The sequence below is a fragment of the Thioalkalivibrio sulfidiphilus genome (genome assembly GCF_000377945.1).
In the GTDB taxonomy this organism is placed as follows: Bacteria; Pseudomonadota; Gammaproteobacteria; order Ectothiorhodospirales; family Ectothiorhodospiraceae; genus Thioalkalivibrio_A; species Thioalkalivibrio_A sulfidiphilus_A.
On sequence record NZ_KB898921.1, the window covers coordinates 26090 to 44570 of the forward strand.

At 65.4% G+C, this 18481-nt stretch carries 15 protein-coding genes; 5 read left to right on the plus strand and 10 right to left on the minus strand.

The window, feature by feature from the left end; translation table 11 throughout:
• The first annotated feature begins 32 nt into the window (after window positions 1-32).
• Window positions 33-1043, plus strand: a complete 1011-nt coding sequence (gene dusA, locus D580_RS0100150) for a tRNA dihydrouridine(20/20a) synthase DusA (protein ID WP_051081721.1) — start codon at window positions 33-35, stop codon at window positions 1041-1043.
• A 19-nt stretch (window positions 1044-1062) separates the two neighbouring features.
• Here the strand turns inward: dusA and D580_RS14945 are convergent, their stop codons facing one another.
• Both D580_RS14945 and purB read right to left on the minus strand, forming a co-directional pair.
• Window positions 1063-2247: a cupin domain-containing protein gene (locus D580_RS14945; protein WP_081617203.1), complete on the minus strand. Its 1185-nt coding sequence runs from the start codon at window positions 2245-2247 to the stop codon at window positions 1063-1065.
• A gap of 140 nt (window positions 2248-2387) precedes the next feature.
• Complete coding sequence (gene purB / locus D580_RS0100160; RefSeq protein ID WP_018952418.1) at window positions 2388-3755, minus strand: adenylosuccinate lyase; 1368 nt, start codon at window positions 3753-3755, stop codon at window positions 2388-2390.
• A gap of 83 nt (window positions 3756-3838) precedes the next feature.
• On the opposite strand from purB, the gene D580_RS0100165 reads away from it, so the two are divergent.
• Complete coding sequence (locus D580_RS0100165) at window positions 3839-5209, plus strand: class II fumarate hydratase (RefSeq protein WP_018952419.1); 1371 nt, start codon at window positions 3839-3841, stop codon at window positions 5207-5209.
• Window positions 5210-5303: 94 nt separating this feature from the next.
• On the opposite strand, the gene D580_RS0100170 is transcribed toward D580_RS0100165, so the two are convergent.
• From D580_RS0100170 to D580_RS0100200, 7 genes are all read right to left on the minus strand, one after another.
• The gene (locus D580_RS0100170; RefSeq protein ID WP_018952420.1) at window positions 5304-7259 is read right to left on the minus strand and encodes an EAL domain-containing protein; all 1956 of its coding nucleotides are present in this window, start codon (window positions 7257-7259) and stop codon (window positions 5304-5306) included.
• Between the two features lie 51 nt (window positions 7260-7310).
• Entirely contained in the window at window positions 7311-8162 is an 852-nt protein-coding gene (locus D580_RS0100175; RefSeq protein WP_018952421.1) for an HDOD domain-containing protein, read from the minus strand.
• Window positions 8159-8542, minus strand: coding sequence for a hypothetical protein (locus D580_RS0100180; RefSeq protein WP_012638408.1), 384 nt, complete (start codon window positions 8540-8542; stop codon window positions 8159-8161). Before D580_RS0100180 ends, D580_RS0100175 begins: the two co-directional genes overlap by 4 nt.
• 119 nt (window positions 8543-8661) lie before the next feature.
• Window positions 8662-11409 carry an aconitate hydratase AcnA gene (acnA, locus tag D580_RS0100185; RefSeq protein WP_018952423.1) on the minus strand — a complete coding sequence of 916 codons (2748 nt, stop codon included), beginning with the start codon at window positions 11407-11409 and terminating at the stop codon, window positions 8662-8664.
• Between the two features lie 35 nt (window positions 11410-11444).
• On the minus strand, window positions 11445-12068 hold the full coding sequence (gene hflD, locus D580_RS0100190) for a high frequency lysogenization protein HflD (RefSeq protein WP_018952424.1): 624 nt from the start codon (window positions 12066-12068) through the stop codon (window positions 11445-11447).
• Between the two features lie 124 nt (window positions 12069-12192).
• Window positions 12193-13287 carry a tRNA 2-thiouridine(34) synthase MnmA gene (mnmA, locus tag D580_RS0100195; protein WP_018952425.1) on the minus strand — a complete coding sequence of 365 codons (1095 nt, stop codon included), beginning with the start codon at window positions 13285-13287 and terminating at the stop codon, window positions 12193-12195.
• Entirely contained in the window at window positions 13284-13763 is a 480-nt protein-coding gene (locus D580_RS0100200) for an NUDIX hydrolase (RefSeq protein ID WP_018952426.1), read from the minus strand. Before D580_RS0100200 ends, mnmA begins: the two co-directional genes overlap by 4 nt.
• A gap of 141 nt (window positions 13764-13904) precedes the next feature.
• On the opposite strand from D580_RS0100200, the gene icd reads away from it, so the two are divergent.
• The 3 genes from icd to clpA all read left to right on the plus strand — a co-directional run bounded on the left by icd (window position 13905) and on the right by clpA (window position 17941).
• Complete coding sequence (gene icd / locus D580_RS0100205) at window positions 13905-15164, plus strand: NADP-dependent isocitrate dehydrogenase (RefSeq protein ID WP_018952427.1); 1260 nt, start codon at window positions 13905-13907, stop codon at window positions 15162-15164.
• A gap of 168 nt (window positions 15165-15332) precedes the next feature.
• Window positions 15333-15653 carry an ATP-dependent Clp protease adapter ClpS gene (clpS, locus tag D580_RS0100210; RefSeq protein ID WP_026289555.1) on the plus strand — a complete coding sequence of 107 codons (321 nt, stop codon included), beginning with the start codon at window positions 15333-15335 and terminating at the stop codon, window positions 15651-15653.
• A 26-nt stretch (window positions 15654-15679) separates the two neighbouring features.
• A complete protein-coding gene (gene clpA / locus D580_RS0100215; protein ID WP_018952429.1) occupies window positions 15680-17941 on the plus strand; it encodes an ATP-dependent Clp protease ATP-binding subunit ClpA in 2262 nt (753 codons plus the stop codon).
• 189 nt (window positions 17942-18130) lie between these two features.
• Here the strand turns inward: clpA and infA are convergent, their stop codons facing one another.
• Complete coding sequence (gene infA / locus D580_RS0100220) at window positions 18131-18349, minus strand: translation initiation factor IF-1 (protein WP_012638400.1); 219 nt, start codon at window positions 18347-18349, stop codon at window positions 18131-18133.
• Window positions 18350-18481 lie beyond the last annotated feature (132 nt).

Below are 18481 nucleotides of genomic sequence, written 5' to 3' on the forward strand. Positions count from 1 at the left end.
CGCCCGGTTGCGCCCTGACACGTTCCCTACTTATGTCTGTTTCCCTGCCCGGCAGTTACGATGCTTCCCTCGCGCATGCCTTGTCGCGGCGCGTGAGCGTGGCGCCGATGATGGACTGGACCGACCGGCACTGCCGTTATTTCCTGCGCCTGATCAGCCGTCACACGCTGCTGTACACGGAGATGGTGACCACCGGCGCCTTGTTGCACGGCGACCGGGAACGCTTCCTGGCTTTCGATCCCGACGAGCATCCCCTGGCCCTGCAACTGGGCGGCAGTGAACCGGAGGAACTGGCGGCCTGCGCGCGCATGGCCGAGGACCATGGCTACGACGAGGTGAACCTCAACGTGGGCTGTCCCTCGGACCGGGTGCAGTCCGGCCGTTTCGGCGCCTGCCTGATGGCGGAGCCGGCACTGGTGGCGGAATGTGTCGCCGCCATGCGCTCAGCCTGCAGCCTGCCGGTCACCGTGAAGACCCGCATCGGCATCGACGACCGGGACAGCTACCCGGAGCTTACCGAATTCATCGATACCGTGCAGCGCAGTGGTTGCCGGACCTTCATCATTCATGCCCGCAAGGCCTGGCTGCAGGGCCTGAGCCCCAGGGAAAACCGCGAGGTGCCACCGCTTCGCCATGACTGGGTGTATCGGCTGAAGCAGGACTTCCCGGCGCTCGAGATCATTCTCAACGGCGGCGTGAAGGATCTGGACACGGTGAGTGATGCGCTGCGCCAGGTGGATGGCGTCATGCTGGGCCGGGAGGCGTATCACAACCCCTACGTGCTGGCGCAGGTGGACGCGCGTTTCTACGGAGATGATCATCCAGTGCCTACGCGTCACCAGGTGGTGGAACGCTTCCTGCCCTACGTGGAGGCGCGGCTTGCGCAAGGCGTACCCTTGCAGGCCATGACCCGCCACATCCTCGGGTTGTTCCAGGGCGTGCCCGGCGCCCGCGCCTGGCGCAGGACCATCAGCGAGAACGCCCACCGGCAGGGAGCCGGAATCGAGGTGCTCATGGAAGCGGCAGATCGGGTGCCTCAATAACGCTCGCTACTTGCCAGTGTCATTCAGTGACCGGCAGCAGAACGCCGGCCTCGCAAAGCTTCCTCAGCAATCCCTCTCCATCCTTGTAGCTTGTACAGAGCTGCATGAGCATGCGGGCCTCATAGGTCTGTTGACCGCAGAGATATCGAACCAATGCTTCGGCATCACTCGGTAGTAGATGCTCCTGGCCATTGACGAACAAACAGAATCCTTCATCTGCTCGGATCCACGCCATGCGTGCGGCGCCGTGGCGTTCCAGGATCCCGCTGCCTTCCAGCATTGCACTCACTGCGTCGTCGGTCAGCGGTTCGGGCAAGCACATGTGCTCTAGCAGTTCAGCCTTAGGTTCGGTGAGTACGCTCCCCAACCAGCGGGCGAGTTCGGCGTCATCGACCGCCATGGCCCGGCGCAGGCCGGCGATCAGGCGGGCGAGGGCGGGGGAGGAGATCTCCCCCGGGTTGTCCTGGGGTTCCAGGCCGGGATCGGTGTAGCGGTCCTGGGGCGCGAGGGTTTCGTAGCGCTGGTCCACCCAGGCGGCCAGGAGATCCCGCCAGGCCGGGGCCCGAAAGCCCACGGACCAGGTCATGCAGGGGCCCACGGCGACGCCATGATGGGGGATGCGCGGGGGCAGGTAGAGCATGTCGCCGGGCTCCAGGATCCACTCCTGGTCCGGCTGGAAATCCCGCAGGATGCGCAGTTCAATCCCGGGCAGGAAGTCATCGCCGCTCACCGTCTGACTGGCGATCTGCCAGCGGCGTCGGCCCTGGGCCTGGAGCAGGAACACGTCGTACTCGTCCACGTGGGGCCCCACGGAACCCTCCGGCGCGGCATAGCTCACCATCAGGTCGTCCATGCGCCAGTCGGGGATGAAGCGGAAGGGTTCCAGGGAGGCCCGCAGTTCCGGCAGGTGTTTCTCCATGTCCGAGACCAGCAGGGTCCAGTGGCTCTCGGGCAGGGAGGTGAAGTCGTCTTCGTCGAAGGGACCGGTGCGCAATGCCCAGGGCCCGGTCTCGCCCCGTTCGCGCACCAGGCGACTGATCACCCCTTCCTCGCAGGCCAGCCCCGCCAGTTCCTCGGGTGAGAGGGGCGACTCGAACCCAGGGATCGCCTGACGCACCAGCAGCGGTTTCTGCTGCCAGTACTCGCGCAGAAACGCCCGGGCGGTCAGCCCCCCCAGCAGCGTCAGCGGTTCATCGGGGTTCATGGTCATCGGGTGGCTCAGTCTGCGGAAAATCTTTCAACGCAAAGACGCAAAGAACGCAAAAAAGCTTTTGAAGTTACTTCAAAAAATCCTTTGCGCCCTTTGCGTCTTCGCGCCTTTGCGTTGAATTCTTTTGTGCGATGTCAGATATGCCGCGCCTGCTCGGCGGCGTTGCCGATGTAGGTGGCCGGGGTGAGTTCACGCAGGCGGGCCTTTTCGGACTCGGGGATGTCGAGACCATCCACGAACGCGCGCAGGGCGGTGGCGTCCACCCGCTGGCCTCGGGTCAGTTCCTTGAGCTTCTCGTAGGGTTTCTCGATGCCGTAGCGGCGCATCACGGTCTGGATGGGCTCGGCGAGCACCTCCCAGTTGGCGTCGAGATCCGCGTTGAGTTGCGCCGCATTCACCTCCAGCTTGCCAATGCCCTTGAGCGCCGCCTGGTAGGCGATGCTGGACCAGGCGAAGCCCATGCCGATGTTGCGCAGCACGGTGGAGTCGGTGAGGTCCCGCTGCCAGCGGGAGATGGGCAGCTTGCCGGCCAGGTGCTCGAACACGGCGTTGGCCAGACCCAGGTTGCCCTCGGCGTTCTCGAAGTCGATGGGGTTGACCTTGTGGGGCATGGTGGAGGAACCCACCTCGCCGGCCACCACCTTCTGCTTGAAGTAGCCGAGCGAGATGTAGCCCCACACGTCCCGGCAGAAATCGATCAGGATGGTGTTGAAGCGCGACACGCCGTGGAACAGTTCGGCCATGTAGTCGTGGGGCTCGATCTGGATGGTGTAGGGGTTCCATTCAAGCCCCAGGCCGGTGACGAAGGCCTCGGCGAAGGCCGGCCAGTCCACGTCGGGATAGGCGGACAGGTGGGCGTTGTAGTTGCCCACGGCGCCGTTGATCTTGCCCAGCAGGGCCACGCCGGCCACCTGGTCCCGCTGGCGCTTCAGGCGATGGGCCACGTTGGCCATCTCCTTGCCGAGCGTGGTCGGGGAGGCGGGCTGGCCATGGGTACGCGACAGCATGGGCTGGGCGGCGTGTTCGTGGGCCAGGCGCTTCACGGCATCGATCACCTCGTCCATCTGGGGCAGCAGCACCTCGCTGCGCCCGTCGCGCAGCATCAGGGCGTAGGAGAGGTTGTTGATGTCCTCGGAGGTGCAGGCGAAGTGGATGAACTCGGAGACCGCCTCCAGTTCGTGATTGCCGGCGATCTTCTCCTTGAGGAAGTACTCCACCGCCTTCACGTCGTGGTTGGTGGTGCGCTCGATGTTCTTGACCCGGTGCGCGTCCTCCTCGCTGAAGCCGGTCACGATCTCGTCCAGCAGGTTCAGGGCGTGGCCGCTCAGTGCCGGGACCTCGGCGATGCCTTCATGGGCGGCGAGCGCCTTGAGCCAGGCCACCTCCACCTGCACCCGGTAGCGGATCAGGCCGAATTCACTGAACACCGGGCGCAGGGCCTCGGTGCGGGCGCCGTAGCGGCCGTCCACGGGTGAGATGGCGGTGAGGGCTGACAGATCCATGCGGCGACTCCGGTTTCAAACGCGTGAAGGCGCTGGATTATACTACAGCCTACCTGTAGAGACGCCGTGACCCGGAGGCCCCCATGAGTGACCAGCAGACCCGAACCGAACGCGATAGCATGGGCACGGTGGAGGTCCCCGCGGATGCGCTCTACGGGGCCCAGACCCAGCGGGCGGTGGACAACTTCCCGGTCAGCGGTCTGCCCATGCCGCCCGGTTTCATTCATGCCCTGGGGCACATCAAGGGTGCCTGTGCCCGGGCCAACGCGGCCCTGGGCGGCCTGGACGCGGACGTGGCCAAGGCCATCGATGCCGCCGCCCGGGAGGTGGCCGAGGGCGGTCACGACCAACAGTTCCCGGTGGACGTGTTCCAGACCGGTTCCGGCACCAGTTCCAACATGAACGTCAACGAGGTGATCGCCCGGCTGGCCAGCCAGCGCCTGGGCAAGCCCGTGCATCCCAACGACCACGTCAACCGGGGCCAGAGCTCCAATGACGTGGTGCCCACCGCCATCCACGTCTCCGCCCGCCTGGCCCTGGTCAACCACCTGCTGCCGTCCCTGGACCACCTGGCCCTGACCCTGGAGCGTCGCGCCAGCGAACTGCGCGACGTGGTCAAGACCGGCCGCACCCACCTGATGGACGCCATGCCCGTGACCCTGGGCCAGGAACTGGGCGGATGGGCGCGGCAGGTGCGCAATGGTCTGGCGCGCCTGGAACGCAGCGGCGAGGGCCTGCTGGAGCTGGCCCTGGGCGGCACCGCCGTGGGCACCGGCGTCAACGCCGAGCCCGGTTTTGCCAAACTGGTGGCGGAGGAACTGCAGCAGACCACCGGCGAGATCTTCCGCAGCAAGCCGGATTTCTTCGAGGGCCTGAGCGCCCAGGACACGGCAGTGGAGATGAGCGGCCAGCTGCGCACCGTGGCCGTGAGCCTGATGAAGATCGCCAACGATCTGCGCTGGATGAACTCCGGCCCCCTGGCGGGGCTCGGCGAGATCAGCCTGCCGTCCCTGCAGCCCGGCAGCAGCATCATGCCCGGCAAGGTGAACCCGGTGATCCCGGAGTCGGTGGCCATGGTCTGCGCCCAGGTGATGGGCAATGACGTGACCGTGACCGTGGCCGGCCAGTCCGGCAGCTTTCAGTTGAACGTGATGCTGCCGGTGATCGCGCTGAACCTCTTGCAGAGCACCGAGCTGCTGGCCAATGCCGCCCGCCTGCTGGCGGACCGGGCCATCGCCGGTTTCACGGTCAACGAGGAACGCATCCGCGAGGCCCTGGACCGCAACCCCATCCTGGTCACGGCACTGAACCCCATCATCGGCTACGAGAAGGGCGCGGCCATCGCCAAAAAGGCCTACGCCCAGGGCCGCCCGGTGCTGGACGTGGCGCTGGAGGAGACGGATCTTTCGGAAGAGGAACTGCGCCGGCTGCTGGACCCGGGCAAGCTCGTATAGGAAGTCAGAAGTGTGAATTGGGAAATTGGAAGTAAAATGCTCAAACTTCGCACTTCTCAAATCGCACTTCTCACTTCACATCCCATTTCCCAATTCACACTTCTGACTTGCCTTTAAGGTATTCCCTGAACCCCTCGAACGGCAGCGGCCTGCTGAAGAAGTAGCCCTGCACGATCTCGCATCCCAGTCGTTTGAGGAAGCCGAGCTGTTCCCGGGTCTCCACGCCTTCGGCCACCACCTCCAGTTCCAGGCTCTTGGCCAGGGCCACGATGGCGGTGACGATGGCCTCATCGTCCCGGTCGCCGGGGATGTCGCGCACGAAGGACTTGTCGATCTTCAGGGTGTCGATGGGGAAGTGCTTGAGGTTGTTGAGCGACGAATAGCCGGTGCCGAAATCATCGATGGCCAGGCGCACGCCCAGGGCATTGAGCTGGCGCAGCATGCCCACGGCGATATCGATGTCCTTCATGATGGTGCTTTCGGTCAGTTCCAGCTCGATGTAGGCGGGGGCGATTCCGGCCGCCTTGAGGGTGTTGCGGCATTGTTCCACCAGGTCGGACTGACGGAACTGGCGCGCCGAGAGGTTGATGGAGATGCGCGGGATCCGGTATCCGTCCCGGGTGAGTTGCCGGATGTCCTGACAGACCTTCTGCAGCACCCAGGCGCCCAGGCCCTCGATGATGCCTGTCTCCTCGGCGATGGCGATGAAATTGGCCGGCGGCTGCAGACCCTTCTCCGGGTGCCGCCAGCGCACCAGGGCCTCGGCGCCCACCACCTGCCCAGAGATCACGTCCACCTGGGGCTGGTAGTGCACCTCGAATTCCTCCCGGGCCAGGGCCTTGACCAGCTGGTTTTCCAGGATCAGCTGGCGGTAGGTCTGGGAGTTGATGTCCTTGGTGTAGAACTGAAAGCTGTTGCGTCCGCGCTGCTTGGCGTCGTACATGGCCGCGTCGGCGTTCTTGATCAGGGTGTCGGCGTCGTCGCCGTCGTAGGGGAACACGCTGATGCCCACGCTGCAGGTGAGAAACACCTGGTGTCCGTCAATGTCGTGTTCCCGGCTGATCACCTCGATCAGGTGCTGCACGATGCGCACCACCAGGTCCAGTGAATCCACTTCGTCCAGGATGATGCCGAATTCGTCACCGCCGAGGCGGGAGAGGGTGATGCTGGAGGCCTCGATGCCGTAGCGTCGCGCCAGCTCGTTGCCCAGGAATACCTTGCGCAGGTCTTCGCCCAGCTGCTTGATCAGCAGGTCGCCGCTCTTGTGGCCTAGCGAATCGTTGACTCGCTTGAAGTTGTCCAGGTCAAGCAGGATCACCGCCAGGTGTGCATCGCGGCTGGCGCGCCGGCCGATGCTCTGCTCCAGTCGGTCCACGAACAGGATGCGGTTGGGCAGGTTGGTGAGCAGGTCGTGGCTGTACTGGTGCACCAGTTCCTTGGACTGGCGTTCGGTGATCTTCTTGAGCGTGCGTTGCTGCTGCTCCATGAGGGCGTACAGTGCCGCGCTCTCCAGGGCGTAGGCGGTATTGAACAGCACGATCGACAGCAGCTTGAGCGCCGACTCCGTGGTGCCCACCCGTTCCTCGCCCAGACGCCCGGCGAACATGCCGCGGATGCGGGTGCGGGTGGAGATCACGTGCAGGATGATGGTGGACTGGCGATCCCGGGAAGGCAGGCACACCGGGTGATTCTGGTTGATGGCCCAGGAGAACATGCCGTTGCGGATGAAGACCTCCACCTCGGCCTCGATGCTGGTCTTGTCCTCCTGGGACGGGGCATAGACCAGGTTGAAGCTGGATTCGTCGTCGACGATGTAATAACCGGTCTGCTGGAAATCCAGGATCCGGTCGATGCATTCGTGGGCGTTCTTGAGGATCGAGGCGGTGTCGCGGTTGCGCGCGCTGTCACCGAATATCGCGGTCATGGACGCAAGCACGTCCATGGCGTAGCTGTGCCACTGGGTGGTCTGTTCCAGGTATTCGACCCTGCGCTTGAGGAACTCCATTTCCGGCAGTGGGTGGTTGCCGTTCTCGGCCATGTTGTATGGCATGCGTTCCGTCTGTGGCGGTCCGAGGATGTGTCAACTGTCCTGTTGTGCTGCTCAACACGCCAGGAAGACTTCGACGGCCTGTTGATAATGCTGCTCAGTATACTCGATCACCTGCTCAAGAATGCCACCCGGCAGTGCAATTCGATTCCAGGCCACAGGGTCGACGGGTGGCACGAACCTTTCGCCGCTGGTGCCCATGCGCAGGGCATTGGCGATGCTGTCGGCCACATGGACCACGGCGGCCTCGACGGGGTAGTTGCTGGCCTCACCAGGATTGTGGTGAAACCGCACCGCCTCGCTGAACGCCGGCGGCAGGCGCCAGGCCTCCAGCAGGGCGCCACCCAGGGCGGCATGGTCGAATCCGAGGATCTGCTGTTCCACCTTGAACAGCAGTTCGCTCATCTCGTCGCGGCGTTTGAGCAGCAGGGTCAGCTTGCCTTCCAGGTGCATGAACATGACCAGCCGGCCCAGGTCGTGCAGCAGACCGCACACGTAGAAGCGCTCCACGTTGGGTTCGCGCCGGAAGGTGGCGATGGCGCGGCTCACCAACCCGCAGGCGATGCTGTGACGCCAGAAACTCTCCATGTTCACCTGGCCCAGGGGGAGCTCGTTGAAGAAGCGGATCACCGTGGCCGCCAGCACCACGTCGCGCAGCTGCTGGGTGCCGATGATGCTCACGGCGCGCGCCACGGACTGGATCTTGTAGGGGAAGCCGTACAGCGGACTGTTGGCGAGCTTGAGCACCTGGGCGGTGAGGGCGGGATCGTGTTCGATGAGCCGGGCCATGGCATCGAAAGAGCTGGTGGGGTCGTTGACCGCCTCCTCGATGCGGTGATAGACGTCCGGCAGGCTGCCGAGCTCGATGTGTTCCCTGATCAGCTCCTGGCAGATGGGATGGGTCATGGGCTGCCCTTGTTGCGTCCGGCCTCTGCGGCTATGCGCCGTAGGGACGCCTCGTAGAGGGTCTGGCTGACCGGAAGACTCATGTCGCAATGTCTGAACAGGTCATCGGCCACCGGGGCCAGGCGGCTGCGAAGGGCGGGATCGAGGACGGGTGTTGCCGGGTCGGCGTCGGAATGGCCGGGTTGCTCGTCGTTGTCGGGCTGGGTTTCGGTCCAGATGGTGACCTCGGTGACACCCCAGGTCATGAGCACGCGCAGATGGCGTTCCTTGAGGGGCAGGCCGGCGGGCATCAGCAGTCGACCGGTGCGGTCGTGGATGTCCTCGGCCAAAACCTGGCCCGGAACTAGGTAAATCGTACGCAGTTTCTGCTTATTGTTCATAAGCCCATGAATTCTAAGCCCCGCACGTAAACTACAGCCTGTGGTTTCTGGCTGCAAGTGTTTCCTTCACCGGGCATCGCTGCGCGACACCCGGTGAAGGATATGTGACTGCCGGAGGCTCAGGCCACCAGCTGGCGCAGCACGTAGGGCAGGATGCCGCCATGACGGTAGTAATCCACCTCCTGGGGGGTGTCCAGACGCACCCGCGCCTTGAAGCGGGTGACCTTGCCGTCCTCGGCGGTGGCGGTCACGGTGACCTCTTTGGCCGAGCCGTCACCCAGGCCGGAGATGTCGATGATCTCGCGGCCGGTGAGACCCAGGGACTGGGCGTTCTGACCGTCCATGAAGGTCAGCGGCAGCACGCCCATGCCCACCAGGTTGGAGCGGTGGATGCGCTCGAAGCTCTCCACGATCACCGCGCGCACCCCCAGCAGCCGGGAGCCCTTGGCGGCCCAGTCGCGGGAGGAGCCGGAGCCGTATTCCTTGCCGGCGATCACCACCAGGGGCGTGCCTTCGTCCTTGTACTTCATGGCGGCATCGTAGATGGACATCTGCCCGCCGTCGGGCAGGTGCAGGGTCACGCCGCCCTCGGTGCCCGGCGCCAGCCGGTTGCGCAGGCGCACGTTGGCGAAGGTGCCGCGCATCATCACCTCGTGGTTGCCACGGCGCGAGCCGTAGGAGTTGAAGTCCGCGGGCTTCACGCCGTGCTCGGTGAGGTATTTGCCGGCCGGGCTGTCGGTCTTGATGTTGCCGGCCGGGGAGATGTGGTCGGTGGTGACGCTGTCGCCCAGCAGGGCCAGCACCCGGGCCGCGCTGATGTCGGTGACCGGCTCGGGCGTCATGCCCATGCCCTCGAAGTAGGGCGGGTTGCGCACGTAGGTGGAGTCGTCCTGCCAGTCGAAGCGCTGGCCGGCGGGGGCCGGCAGGCTGCTCCAGCGGGTCTCGCCCTGGAACACGTTGTCGTAGGCGGCGCGGAACTTGGCGGCGTCCACGTTCTGGCTCACCACGGTGCGAATCTCTTCCTGGGTGGGCCAGATGTCGCGCAGGTACACCGGCTTGCCGTCCTTGTCCTCGCCCAGGGGCTGGTTGTAGATGTCGATGTTCATGCGTCCGGCGATCGCGTAGGCCACCACCAGGGGCGGGGAGGCCAGGAAGTTCATGCGGATCTCCGAGTGGATGCGGCCCTCGAAGTTGCGGTTGCCGGAGAGCACGGAGCTGACGATCAGGTCGTCCTTGAGGATGGCCTCGCTGACCGGCTCGGGCAGCGGGCCGGAGTTGCCGATGCAGGTGGTGCAGCCGTAGCCCACCACGTGAAAGCCCATGGCCTCCAGGTCATTGAGCAGGCCGGACTGGGTCAGGTACTCGGTCACCACCCGGGAACCGGGGGCGAGCGAGGTCTTCACCCAGGGCTTGACGGTCAGGCCGCGTTCCCGTGCCTTGCGGGCCACCAGGCCTGCGCCCAGCATCACGGACGGGTTGGAGGTGTTGGTGCAGGAGGTGATGGCGGCGATCACCACCGCGCCGTGGTCCAGGCTGAACTCGTGGCCGTTCATCTTCACCAGGTGTTTGGGCGGTGTGGCATCGGCCTGATGCTCCACGCCCACGGCGGTGTGGCCACCCTCCGCCTCGAAACGCTCCGCCTCGGCGGGGGCCGCCGCGGCCGGCTTGCGCTCGTCCAGCAGGGTCTTGATGGCCTTCTCCACCACCTGACCCGCCTCGCCCAGGCGGATGCGGTCCTGGGGACGCTTGGGGCCGGCCAGCGACGGCTCCACGGTGGAGAGATCCAGTTCCAGGACGCTGGTGTAGCGGGCCTCGGCATCGCCGGCCTGGCGGAACATGCCCTGCTCGCGGGCGTAGGCCTCCACCAGGGCGATGGAATGGGCGTCGCGGCCGGAGAGACGCAGGTATGCCAGGGTCTCCTCGTCGATGGGGAAGATGCCGCAGGTGGCACCGTACTCGGGCGCCATGTTGGCGATGGTGGCGCGGTCGGCGAGCGGCAGGTGGGCCAGGCCGTCGCCGAAGAATTCCACGAACTTGCCGACCACGCCGTGCTTGCGCAGCATCTGCACGATCATCAGCACCAGGTCGGTGGCGGTGGCGCCCTCGGCCAGGTCGCCCACCAGGCGGAAGCCCACTACCTGCGGGATCAGCATGGAGATGGGCTGGCCCAGCATGGCCGCCTCGGCCTCGATGCCGCCCACGCCCCAGCCCAGCACGCCCAGGCCGTTGATCATGGTGGTGTGGGAATCGGTGCCCACCAGGGTATCCGGGTAGGCCACCAGGGAGACGTCCGCCTGTGTCTGGGCGAACACGGTGCGCGCCAGGTATTCCAGGTTCACCTGGTGCACGATGCCGGTGTCCGGCGGCACCACGGCGAAGTTGGAGAAGGCCTGCTGGCCCCACTTGAGGAAGCTGTAGCGCTCCCGGTTGCGGGAGTATTCCAGCTCAGCGTTCAGATTGAAGGCGTTGGGATTGCCGAAGCTGTCCACCTGCACCGAGTGGTCGATGACCAGTTCCGCCGGCTGCAGGGGATTGATCTTGGCCGGGTCGCCGCCCAGGGCCACCACGGCGTCACGCATGGCGGCCAGATCCACCACCGCGGGTACACCGGTGAAGTCCTGCAGCAACACGCGCGCCGGGCGGAAGGCGATCTCCTTGCTGGGCTCGGCCTTGGGATCCCAGTCGAGCAGGGCCTGGATGTCCTCGGGGTTGACCGTCTTGCCATCCTCGCAGCGCAGCAGGTTCTCCAGCAGGATCTTCAGGGAGAAGGGCAGGGTGGCGGCGCCGGGCAGGTCGCGCAGGCGGTAGACGGTGTAGGTCTTGTCCTCGACGCCCAGGGTGGTGCGGGTCTTGAAGCTGTCGGTCATGGAGGGATCCCCGTGGTGATGTGTATTGGAATGGTTCAGTGGGCCAGCAGGGCGCGCGCCTCGCGCAGCAGTCCGGCCCGCGAGAACAGCAGCCGCCAGCGGGAACCGCCTGCCTGGCGCCAGAGCACCGCGGCGCGGATGCCCGAGAGCAGCAGGGTGCGGATGCGCGCGGCGTTGTCGCTGTTGGACAGGTGGGCCTGTTCGCCCTGCACGATGATGCGCGGACCCAGCTGGCTGATGGTGTCCTGGTAGGTCTGGGCCAGGGCGGCGATGACGCTCTCGTGGGTCGGGTCGTCGAAATAGTCGCGCTGGCGCTCGGCGCCCTGGATGCCCTCGCGCACCGCCTGGATCATGTGGGGCTGTTTCATGAGCTTGCGCTCCAGGAACAGCAGTCCGATCACGTAGCGGGTCAGCTCCATGTCGTTGCCCGAGCCCCGGTTCTCCAGCTGGCTGGCCAGGGCCTGCAGGCCGCGGCGCAGGCGGTGCACGTTGCCGTAGATGCCCTCGATGTCCGAGGCCTCGAAGCTGAACAGGCTGCCCACCATGGTGCGGAACTCGTCCGGGTCGCAGCGCCCGTGCCAGGCCACGTCCTTGACCAGTGAGGCCGCCTGGAACAGGGCGGCGAGGGCGATCACACGGTTGCGTTGGCTGGCTTCCACGAGCGGTCAGGCCTTGTCTTGGGGTCGGGTATCGGGTGGGGGCAGCACCCCCGGGTCATCTATATCACTATACCGTGAAACGGCACGTCGGATGAACGTCAGCCCGTGATTTTGACGCAGGTTTTCAGGGATGGAATCGGCGCACGATGATGCCCCCGCCCAGGCAGCGATCCTCCTGGTAGAAGACCACCGACTGCCCCGGTGCGATGGCCCGCTGGGCCTCGTCGAACAGCACCCGCACCCGGCCGTCGGCGAGCGGCTCCACCCGGCAGGCCTGCAGCGGCTGGCGATGGCGGATGCGCGCCCGGCAGGAGAAGGCCTCCCGGGGGGCTTCGCCCGACACCCAGTGCAGGTCCTGGGCCTCCAGGCCCCGGTGGTGCATCAGGGGGTGGTCATGGCCCTGGGCGACGATCAGGCGGTTGTGCGCCATGTCCTTGTCCACCACGTACCAGGGGGCCTCGTCTGCGTCGTGCACGCCGCCGATGCCCAGGCCCTGGCGCTGGCCCAGGGTGTAGTACATGAGCCCCTGGTGTTCCCCCAGCCGGATGCCCTCCGGGTCGACGATCTCCCCGGGTCGGGCGGGCAGGTAGGTCTGCAGGAAATCCCTGAAACGGCGCTCGCCGATGAAACAGATGCCGGTGCTGTCCTTCTTGGCGAACACCGGCAGGCCGTGCGCCCGGGCCAGTTCCCGGACCCGGGGCTTCTCCAGCTCGCCGATGGGGAACAGGGACCTAGAGAGCTGTTCCTGGCCCAGGGTGTAGAGGAAGTAGGTCTGGTCCTTGTTGGCATCCCGGCCGGCCAGCAGGGTATATGAGGCATCGTCGCGGCCGATGCGGGCGTAGTGGCCGGTGGCGATGCCGTCGGCGCCCAGTTGCCGGGCGTAGTCCAGGAAGGCCCGGAACTTGATCTCCTTGTTGCACAGGATGTCCGGGTTGGGGGTGCGGCCGGCCTGGTATTCGTCCAGAAAGTGACTGAACACCCGGTGCCAGTAGTCGGCGGAGAAGTTCACCTTGTGCAGGGGGATCTCGAGCACTTCGCAGACGGCCTTGGCATCGGCCAGGTCCTCGGCGGCGGCGCAGTAGCCGGGCTCGTCGTCCTCCTCCCAGTTCTTCATGAACAGGCCTTCCACCCGGTAGCCGGCCTGGATCAGCAGCAGGGCGGCCACGGAGGAGTCCACGCCCCCGGACATGCCCACGATGATGCGTCGCGACCCGCTCATGGGCTCGGCAGGTCCTGCAGGAGTGCCAGGGGGTAGCGCCGTCCGGCCAGGTAGTCGTCCACGCAGCGCAGCACCAGGGGGCTTCGCAGGCGCGCGCGCTCCGTGACCAGGGTGTCCCGGTCCAGCCACAGGGTGCGAAGGATGTCCGGGTCCAGGGTGCGCGTGCCGTCCTGGTCATGGACCGCGCCGGCGAAGGCGAAGCGCAGGAAGGTCTCGCCGCCCGGGTGGCGCCAGCGGTAGATGCCCACCAGGGCCTCGGGGCGGAAATGCCAGGCGGTCTCCTCCAGGGTCTCCCGGATCACCGCCTGGAGCAGGGATTCGCCGTCCTCCAGGTGCCCCGCAGGCTGGTTCAGGCGCAGGCCGCCATCCACCTGTTCCTCCACCATCAGGAATCGCCCGTCCCGTTCCACCACGGCGGCCACGGTGGCCCGGGGTGTCCAGGGGCGGGCGGTGGTTTGATGGTCGGCTGACGGCATGGCGGGGCGGGTGAGTGACGCAGGCGGGCAGATTATCACAGGAACCTCTGGCCGGGGCGCCGGGGCCCACCACCCCAGGGATGCGGCCGGGTGTATAATGATAATAAGTACTTTACCGCGATCCACACTCAGGGAGACCCCATGGCCTACGAACACATCAAGATCCCCGACAATGGCGAGAAGATCACCGCCAATGACGACAATTCCCTGAATATCCCCGATCATCCCATCATCCCCTACATCGAGGGCGACGGCATCGGCGTGGACATCACCCCGGTGATGAAGAAGGTGGTGGATACCGCGGTGGACAAGGCCTACGGCGGCAAGCGCGCCATCGCCTGGATGGAGATCTATGCCGGCGAGAAGGCCACCAAGGTCTATGACAAGGACACCTGGCTGCCGGCGGAGACCCTGGATGCGGTGCGCGAGTACGTGGTGTCCATCAAGGGCCCGCTGACCACCCCCGTGGGCGGCGGCATCCGTTCCCTGAACGTGGCCCTGCGCCAGGAACTGGACCTGTACGTCTGCCTGCGCCCGGTGCGCTACTTCAACGGTACCCCCAGCCCGGTGAAGGAACCGGAGAAGACCGACATGGTGATCTTCCGGGAGAACTCCGAGGACATCTACGCCGGCATCGAGTGGGAATCCGGTTCTGCCGAGGCCCAGCGGGTGATCGACTTCCTGATCAACGAGATGGGCGTGCACAAGATCCGCTTCCCGGACACCAGCGGCATCGGTATCAAGCCCGTCTCCAGCCAGGGCACCCAGCGCCTGGTGCGCAAGGCCATCCAGTACGCCATCGACAACGACCGCGACTCGGTGACCCTGGTGCACAAGGGCAACATCATGAAATTCACCGAGGGGGCCTTCAAGAGCTGGGGCTATGCACTGGCCAAGGAGGAGTTCGGCGCCAAGGAGATCGACGGCGGCCCCTGGTGCAGCTTCAAGAACCCCAGGACCGGCAAGGAGATCGTCATCAAGGATGTGATCGCCGACGCCTTCCTGCAGCAGATCCTGCTGCGCCCGGCGGAGTACAGCGTGATCGCCACCCTGAACCTCAACGGCGACTACATCTCCGATGCCCTGGCCGCCCAGGTGGGTGGTATCGGCATCGCCCCAGGCGCCAACCTGTCCGACAAGGTGGCCATGTTCGAGGCCACCCACGGCACCGCGCCCAAGTACGCGGGCCAGGACAAGGTCAACCCCGGCTCCCTGATCCTGTCCGCGGAGATGATGCTGCGCCACATGGGCTGGACCGAGGCGGCGGACCTGATCATCAAGGGGCTGGAGGGCGCCATCGAGTCCAAACAGGTGACCTACGACTTTGCCCGCCTGATGGACGGCGCCACGGAACTGTCCTGCTCCGCCTTCGGCGACAACATGATCAAGCACATGGGCTGACACCGGCCGGCAAACCCTCTCCCGCTGTGTGGGAGAGGGCTTGCCTGTGCCCCGCTGGGCTATACTCGAGGCATCCGGAATCGGCGATTTCCCGGCTCCGGGACTCCCTCAATCCTCCGGGCAATCTGCCCCATTGAACCGTTCAGAGAAAACAGCGCTCAAAGCATTATGGGAGACGAAAGGAAAGACACACCCGACCGGGGTCTGGCCGTCGAGGAGGCTCGACCGAAACTCAAGCCACCACCGCAGTATCAGGTCGTACTGCTCAACGATGACTACACTCCTATGGAGTTTGTGGTTGAGGTCCTGGAGAGTTTTTTCGGCATGGACCGGGAGAAGGCCACGCGCATCATGCTGCACGTGCATACCCGGGGTAAGGGTGTGTGTGGCATCTACCCCCGCGACATCGCCGAGACCAAGGTGGCCCAGGTAAACGATTACGCCCGTCAGCACCAGCATCCGCTGCTGTGCGCGATGGAGCAGGCCTGACAACGGCACATAACGGGGTTTACGCCATGCTCAACAAGGAACTCGAATTCTCACTCAACCTGGCCTTCAAGGCCGCTCGCGAGAAACGTCACGAGTTCATGACCGTCGAGCACCTGCTGCTCGCCCTCACGGAAAACCCCACCGCCGCCTCGGTGCTGCGCGCCTGCGGCGTGAACCTGGACAAGCTGCGCGGCGAACTGGCGGAGTTCGTGGACGCCAACACCCCGCGCCTGCCCCCCAACGACCCCCGCGACACCCAGCCCACCCTGGGCTTCCAGCGTGTGCTGCAGCGGGCGGTGTTCCACGTGCAGTCCTCCGGCCGCAAGGAGGTCACCGGCGCCAACGTGCTGGTGGCCATCTTCGGTGAGCAGGAATCCCATGCCGTGTACCTGCTGTCCCAGCACGACGTGGCCCGACTGGACGTGGTGAACTACATCTCCCACGGCATCTCCAAGGTGCCCGAGGAGCATCCTGACGAGGAGGCCTCGAGCCAGCAGGAGGCCCCCGCCGAAGGCGAGGAGAGCCGCCAGAACCCGCTGGAGGCCTACGCCACCAACCTCAACGAACAGGCCCGCAAGGGCAAGATCGACCCGCTCATCGGCCGTGCCCACGAGCTGGAGCGCACGGTGCAGATCCTGTGCCGCCGGCGCAAGAACAACCCGCTGTACGTGGGCGAGGCGGGCGTGGGCAAGACCGCCATTGCCGAGGGTCTGGCCAAGAAGATCGTCGACGGGGAGGTGCCCGAGATCCTCAAGGACGCGGTGATCTACTCCCTGGACCTGGGTGCCCTGGTGGCGGGCACCAAGTACCGGGGTGATTTCGAGAAGCGCCTCAAGGGCGTGCTGGCCCAGCTCAAGCGCCGCAAGGGCTCGGTGCTGTTCATCGACGAGATCCACACCATCATCGGCGCCGGCGCCGCCTCCGGCGGCGTCATGGACGCCTCCAACCTGATCAAGCCCATGCTGGCCTCCGGCGAGTTGAAGTGCATCGGCTCCACCACCTACCAGGAATACCGGGGCATCTTCGAGAAGGACCGGGCGCTGGCACGTCGCTTCCAGAAGATCGACGTGAACGAGCCCACGGTGGACGAGACCTACGAGATCCTCAAGGGGCTCAAGTCGCGTTTCGAGTCACACCACGACGTGCGCTACACCAACAAGGCACTCCGGGCGGCCGCGGAGCTGGCCAGCCGCTACATCACCGACCGCCACCTGCCGGACAAGGCCATCGACGTGATCGACGAGGCCGGCGCCAACCGCCGCCTGCAGCCGGCCAGCACGCGCAAGAAGACCATCTCCGTGCACGACGTGGAGGCCATCGTCGCCAAGATTGCGCGCATCCCGCCCAAGAGCGTCTCCGCCTCCGACATGGAGACCCTCAAGAACCTGGAGCGCAACCTGAACATGGTGGTGTTCGGCCAGGACGAGGCCATCTCCACCCTGGCCGCCGCCATCAAGATGGCCCGCTCGGGCCTCGGCGACGGGCAGAAGCCCATCGGCTCCTTCCTGTTCGCCGGTCCCACCGGCGTGGGCAAGACCGAGGTGACCCGCCAGCTGGCCGACCTGCTCGGCATCGAGCTGGTGCGCTTCGACATGTCCGAGTACATGGAGCGGCACACGGTATCGCGCCTGATCGGCGCGCCGCCCGGCTACGTGGGCTATGACGAGGGCGGCCTGCTCACCGACGCGATCCTCAAGCACCCCCACGCGGTGCTGCTGCTGGACGAGGTGGAAAAGGCCCACCCGGATGTGTTCAACCTGCTGCTGCAGGTGATGGACCACGGCACGCTTACTGACACCAACGGCCGCAAGGTGGATTTCCGCAACGTCATCCTGGTGATGACCAGCAACGTGGGCGCGGATGTCTCCAGCCGCGCCACCATGGGGTTCACCCGCCAGGATCATTCCAGCGATGCCATGGAAGTGCTCAAGCGCACCTTCACGCCCGAGTTCCGCAACCGCCTGGACGCTATCATCCAGTTCCGCCCCCTGGCGCCGGAGACCATCGCCAGCGTGGTGGACAAGTTCCTCACCCAGCTCCAGGCGCAGCTGGACGAGAAGAAGGTGGTGCTGGACGTGGACGAGGAGGCACGCACCTGGCTGGCCGAACATGGCTACGACCCGAAGATGGGCGCCCGGCCCATGGCACGCGTGATCCAGGAGCACATCAAGAAGCCGCTCGCCGAGGAGATCCTGTTCGGCCGCCTGGCCGGCGGCGGCGAGGTGAGCGTCACCGTGCGCGACGGTGCCCTGGCGCTGGAGTACGAAGAAGAGCCGGTGGCATCATAAATCTGCCGAAATGACAAAGCCGCCGCAGAGACGCGAAGGCGCAGAGATTGAATCAGAAGGGCAACGTGACACCGTGAGGGGGCTGGTTATCCAGTCCTCAAGCTGGTGGTTTCTGACTCGGGATTTACTCTGCGCCTCCGCGTCTCTGCGGCGGCTTTTCAATGGTGCGAGGCTGAATTCGACAGGGACTTACTTGTTGCGGTAGGTGATGCGGCCCTTGGTGAGGTCGTAAGGGGTCATCTGCACCGTGACACGGTCGCCGGTGAGGATGCGGATGTAATTCTTGCGCATGCGTCCGGAGATGTGGGCCGTGACGATGTGGCCGTTGTCCAGCTGTACACGAAACATGGTGTTGGGCAGGGTGTCCAGCACCGTGCCTTCCATTTCAATGTGGTCTTCTTTGGCCATATACCTGCAGTCGGTCGGGTCGAGTCAAGCGGCCCATTATCAACAACCGGGCCGATAAAACAAGGGTCTGGTGAACCTTGTTCACAACGCCGTGCGACCGATTTGCCCGCATGCGGATGGATTGCCTAAACT

Bases quoted from the DNA above. Each gene is read 5' to 3' on its own strand.
- dusA (WP_051081721.1), top strand. From the start codon at position 33: ATGTCTGTTTCCCTGCCCGGCAGTTACGATGCTTCCCTCGCGCATGCC.
- D580_RS0100180 (WP_012638408.1), bottom strand. From the start codon at position 8,542: ATGAACAATAAGCAGAAACTGCGTACGATTTACCTAGTTCCGGGCCAG.
- clpS (WP_026289555.1), top strand. From the start codon at position 15,333: ATGGGAGACGAAAGGAAAGACACACCCGACCGGGGTCTGGCCGTCGAG.
- D580_RS0100175 (WP_018952421.1), bottom strand. From the start codon at position 8,162: ATGACCCATCCCATCTGCCAGGAGCTGATCAGGGAACACATCGAGCTC.
- D580_RS0100165 (WP_018952419.1), top strand. From the start codon at position 3,839: ATGAGTGACCAGCAGACCCGAACCGAACGCGATAGCATGGGCACGGTG.
- D580_RS0100170 (WP_018952420.1), bottom strand. From the start codon at position 7,259: ATGCCATACAACATGGCCGAGAACGGCAACCACCCACTGCCGGAAATG.
- purB (WP_018952418.1), bottom strand. From the start codon at position 3,755: ATGGATCTGTCAGCCCTCACCGCCATCTCACCCGTGGACGGCCGCTAC.
- D580_RS14945 (WP_081617203.1), bottom strand. From the start codon at position 2,247: ATGAACCCCGATGAACCGCTGACGCTGCTGGGGGGGCTGACCGCCCGG.
- acnA (WP_018952423.1), bottom strand. From the start codon at position 11,409: ATGACCGACAGCTTCAAGACCCGCACCACCCTGGGCGTCGAGGACAAG.
- clpA (WP_018952429.1), top strand. From the start codon at position 15,680: ATGCTCAACAAGGAACTCGAATTCTCACTCAACCTGGCCTTCAAGGCC.
- D580_RS0100200 (WP_018952426.1), bottom strand. From the start codon at position 13,763: ATGCCGTCAGCCGACCATCAAACCACCGCCCGCCCCTGGACACCCCGG.
- mnmA (WP_018952425.1), bottom strand. From the start codon at position 13,287: ATGAGCGGGTCGCGACGCATCATCGTGGGCATGTCCGGGGGCGTGGAC.
- infA (WP_012638400.1), bottom strand. From the start codon at position 18,349: ATGGCCAAAGAAGACCACATTGAAATGGAAGGCACGGTGCTGGACACC.
- icd (WP_018952427.1), top strand. From the start codon at position 13,905: ATGGCCTACGAACACATCAAGATCCCCGACAATGGCGAGAAGATCACC.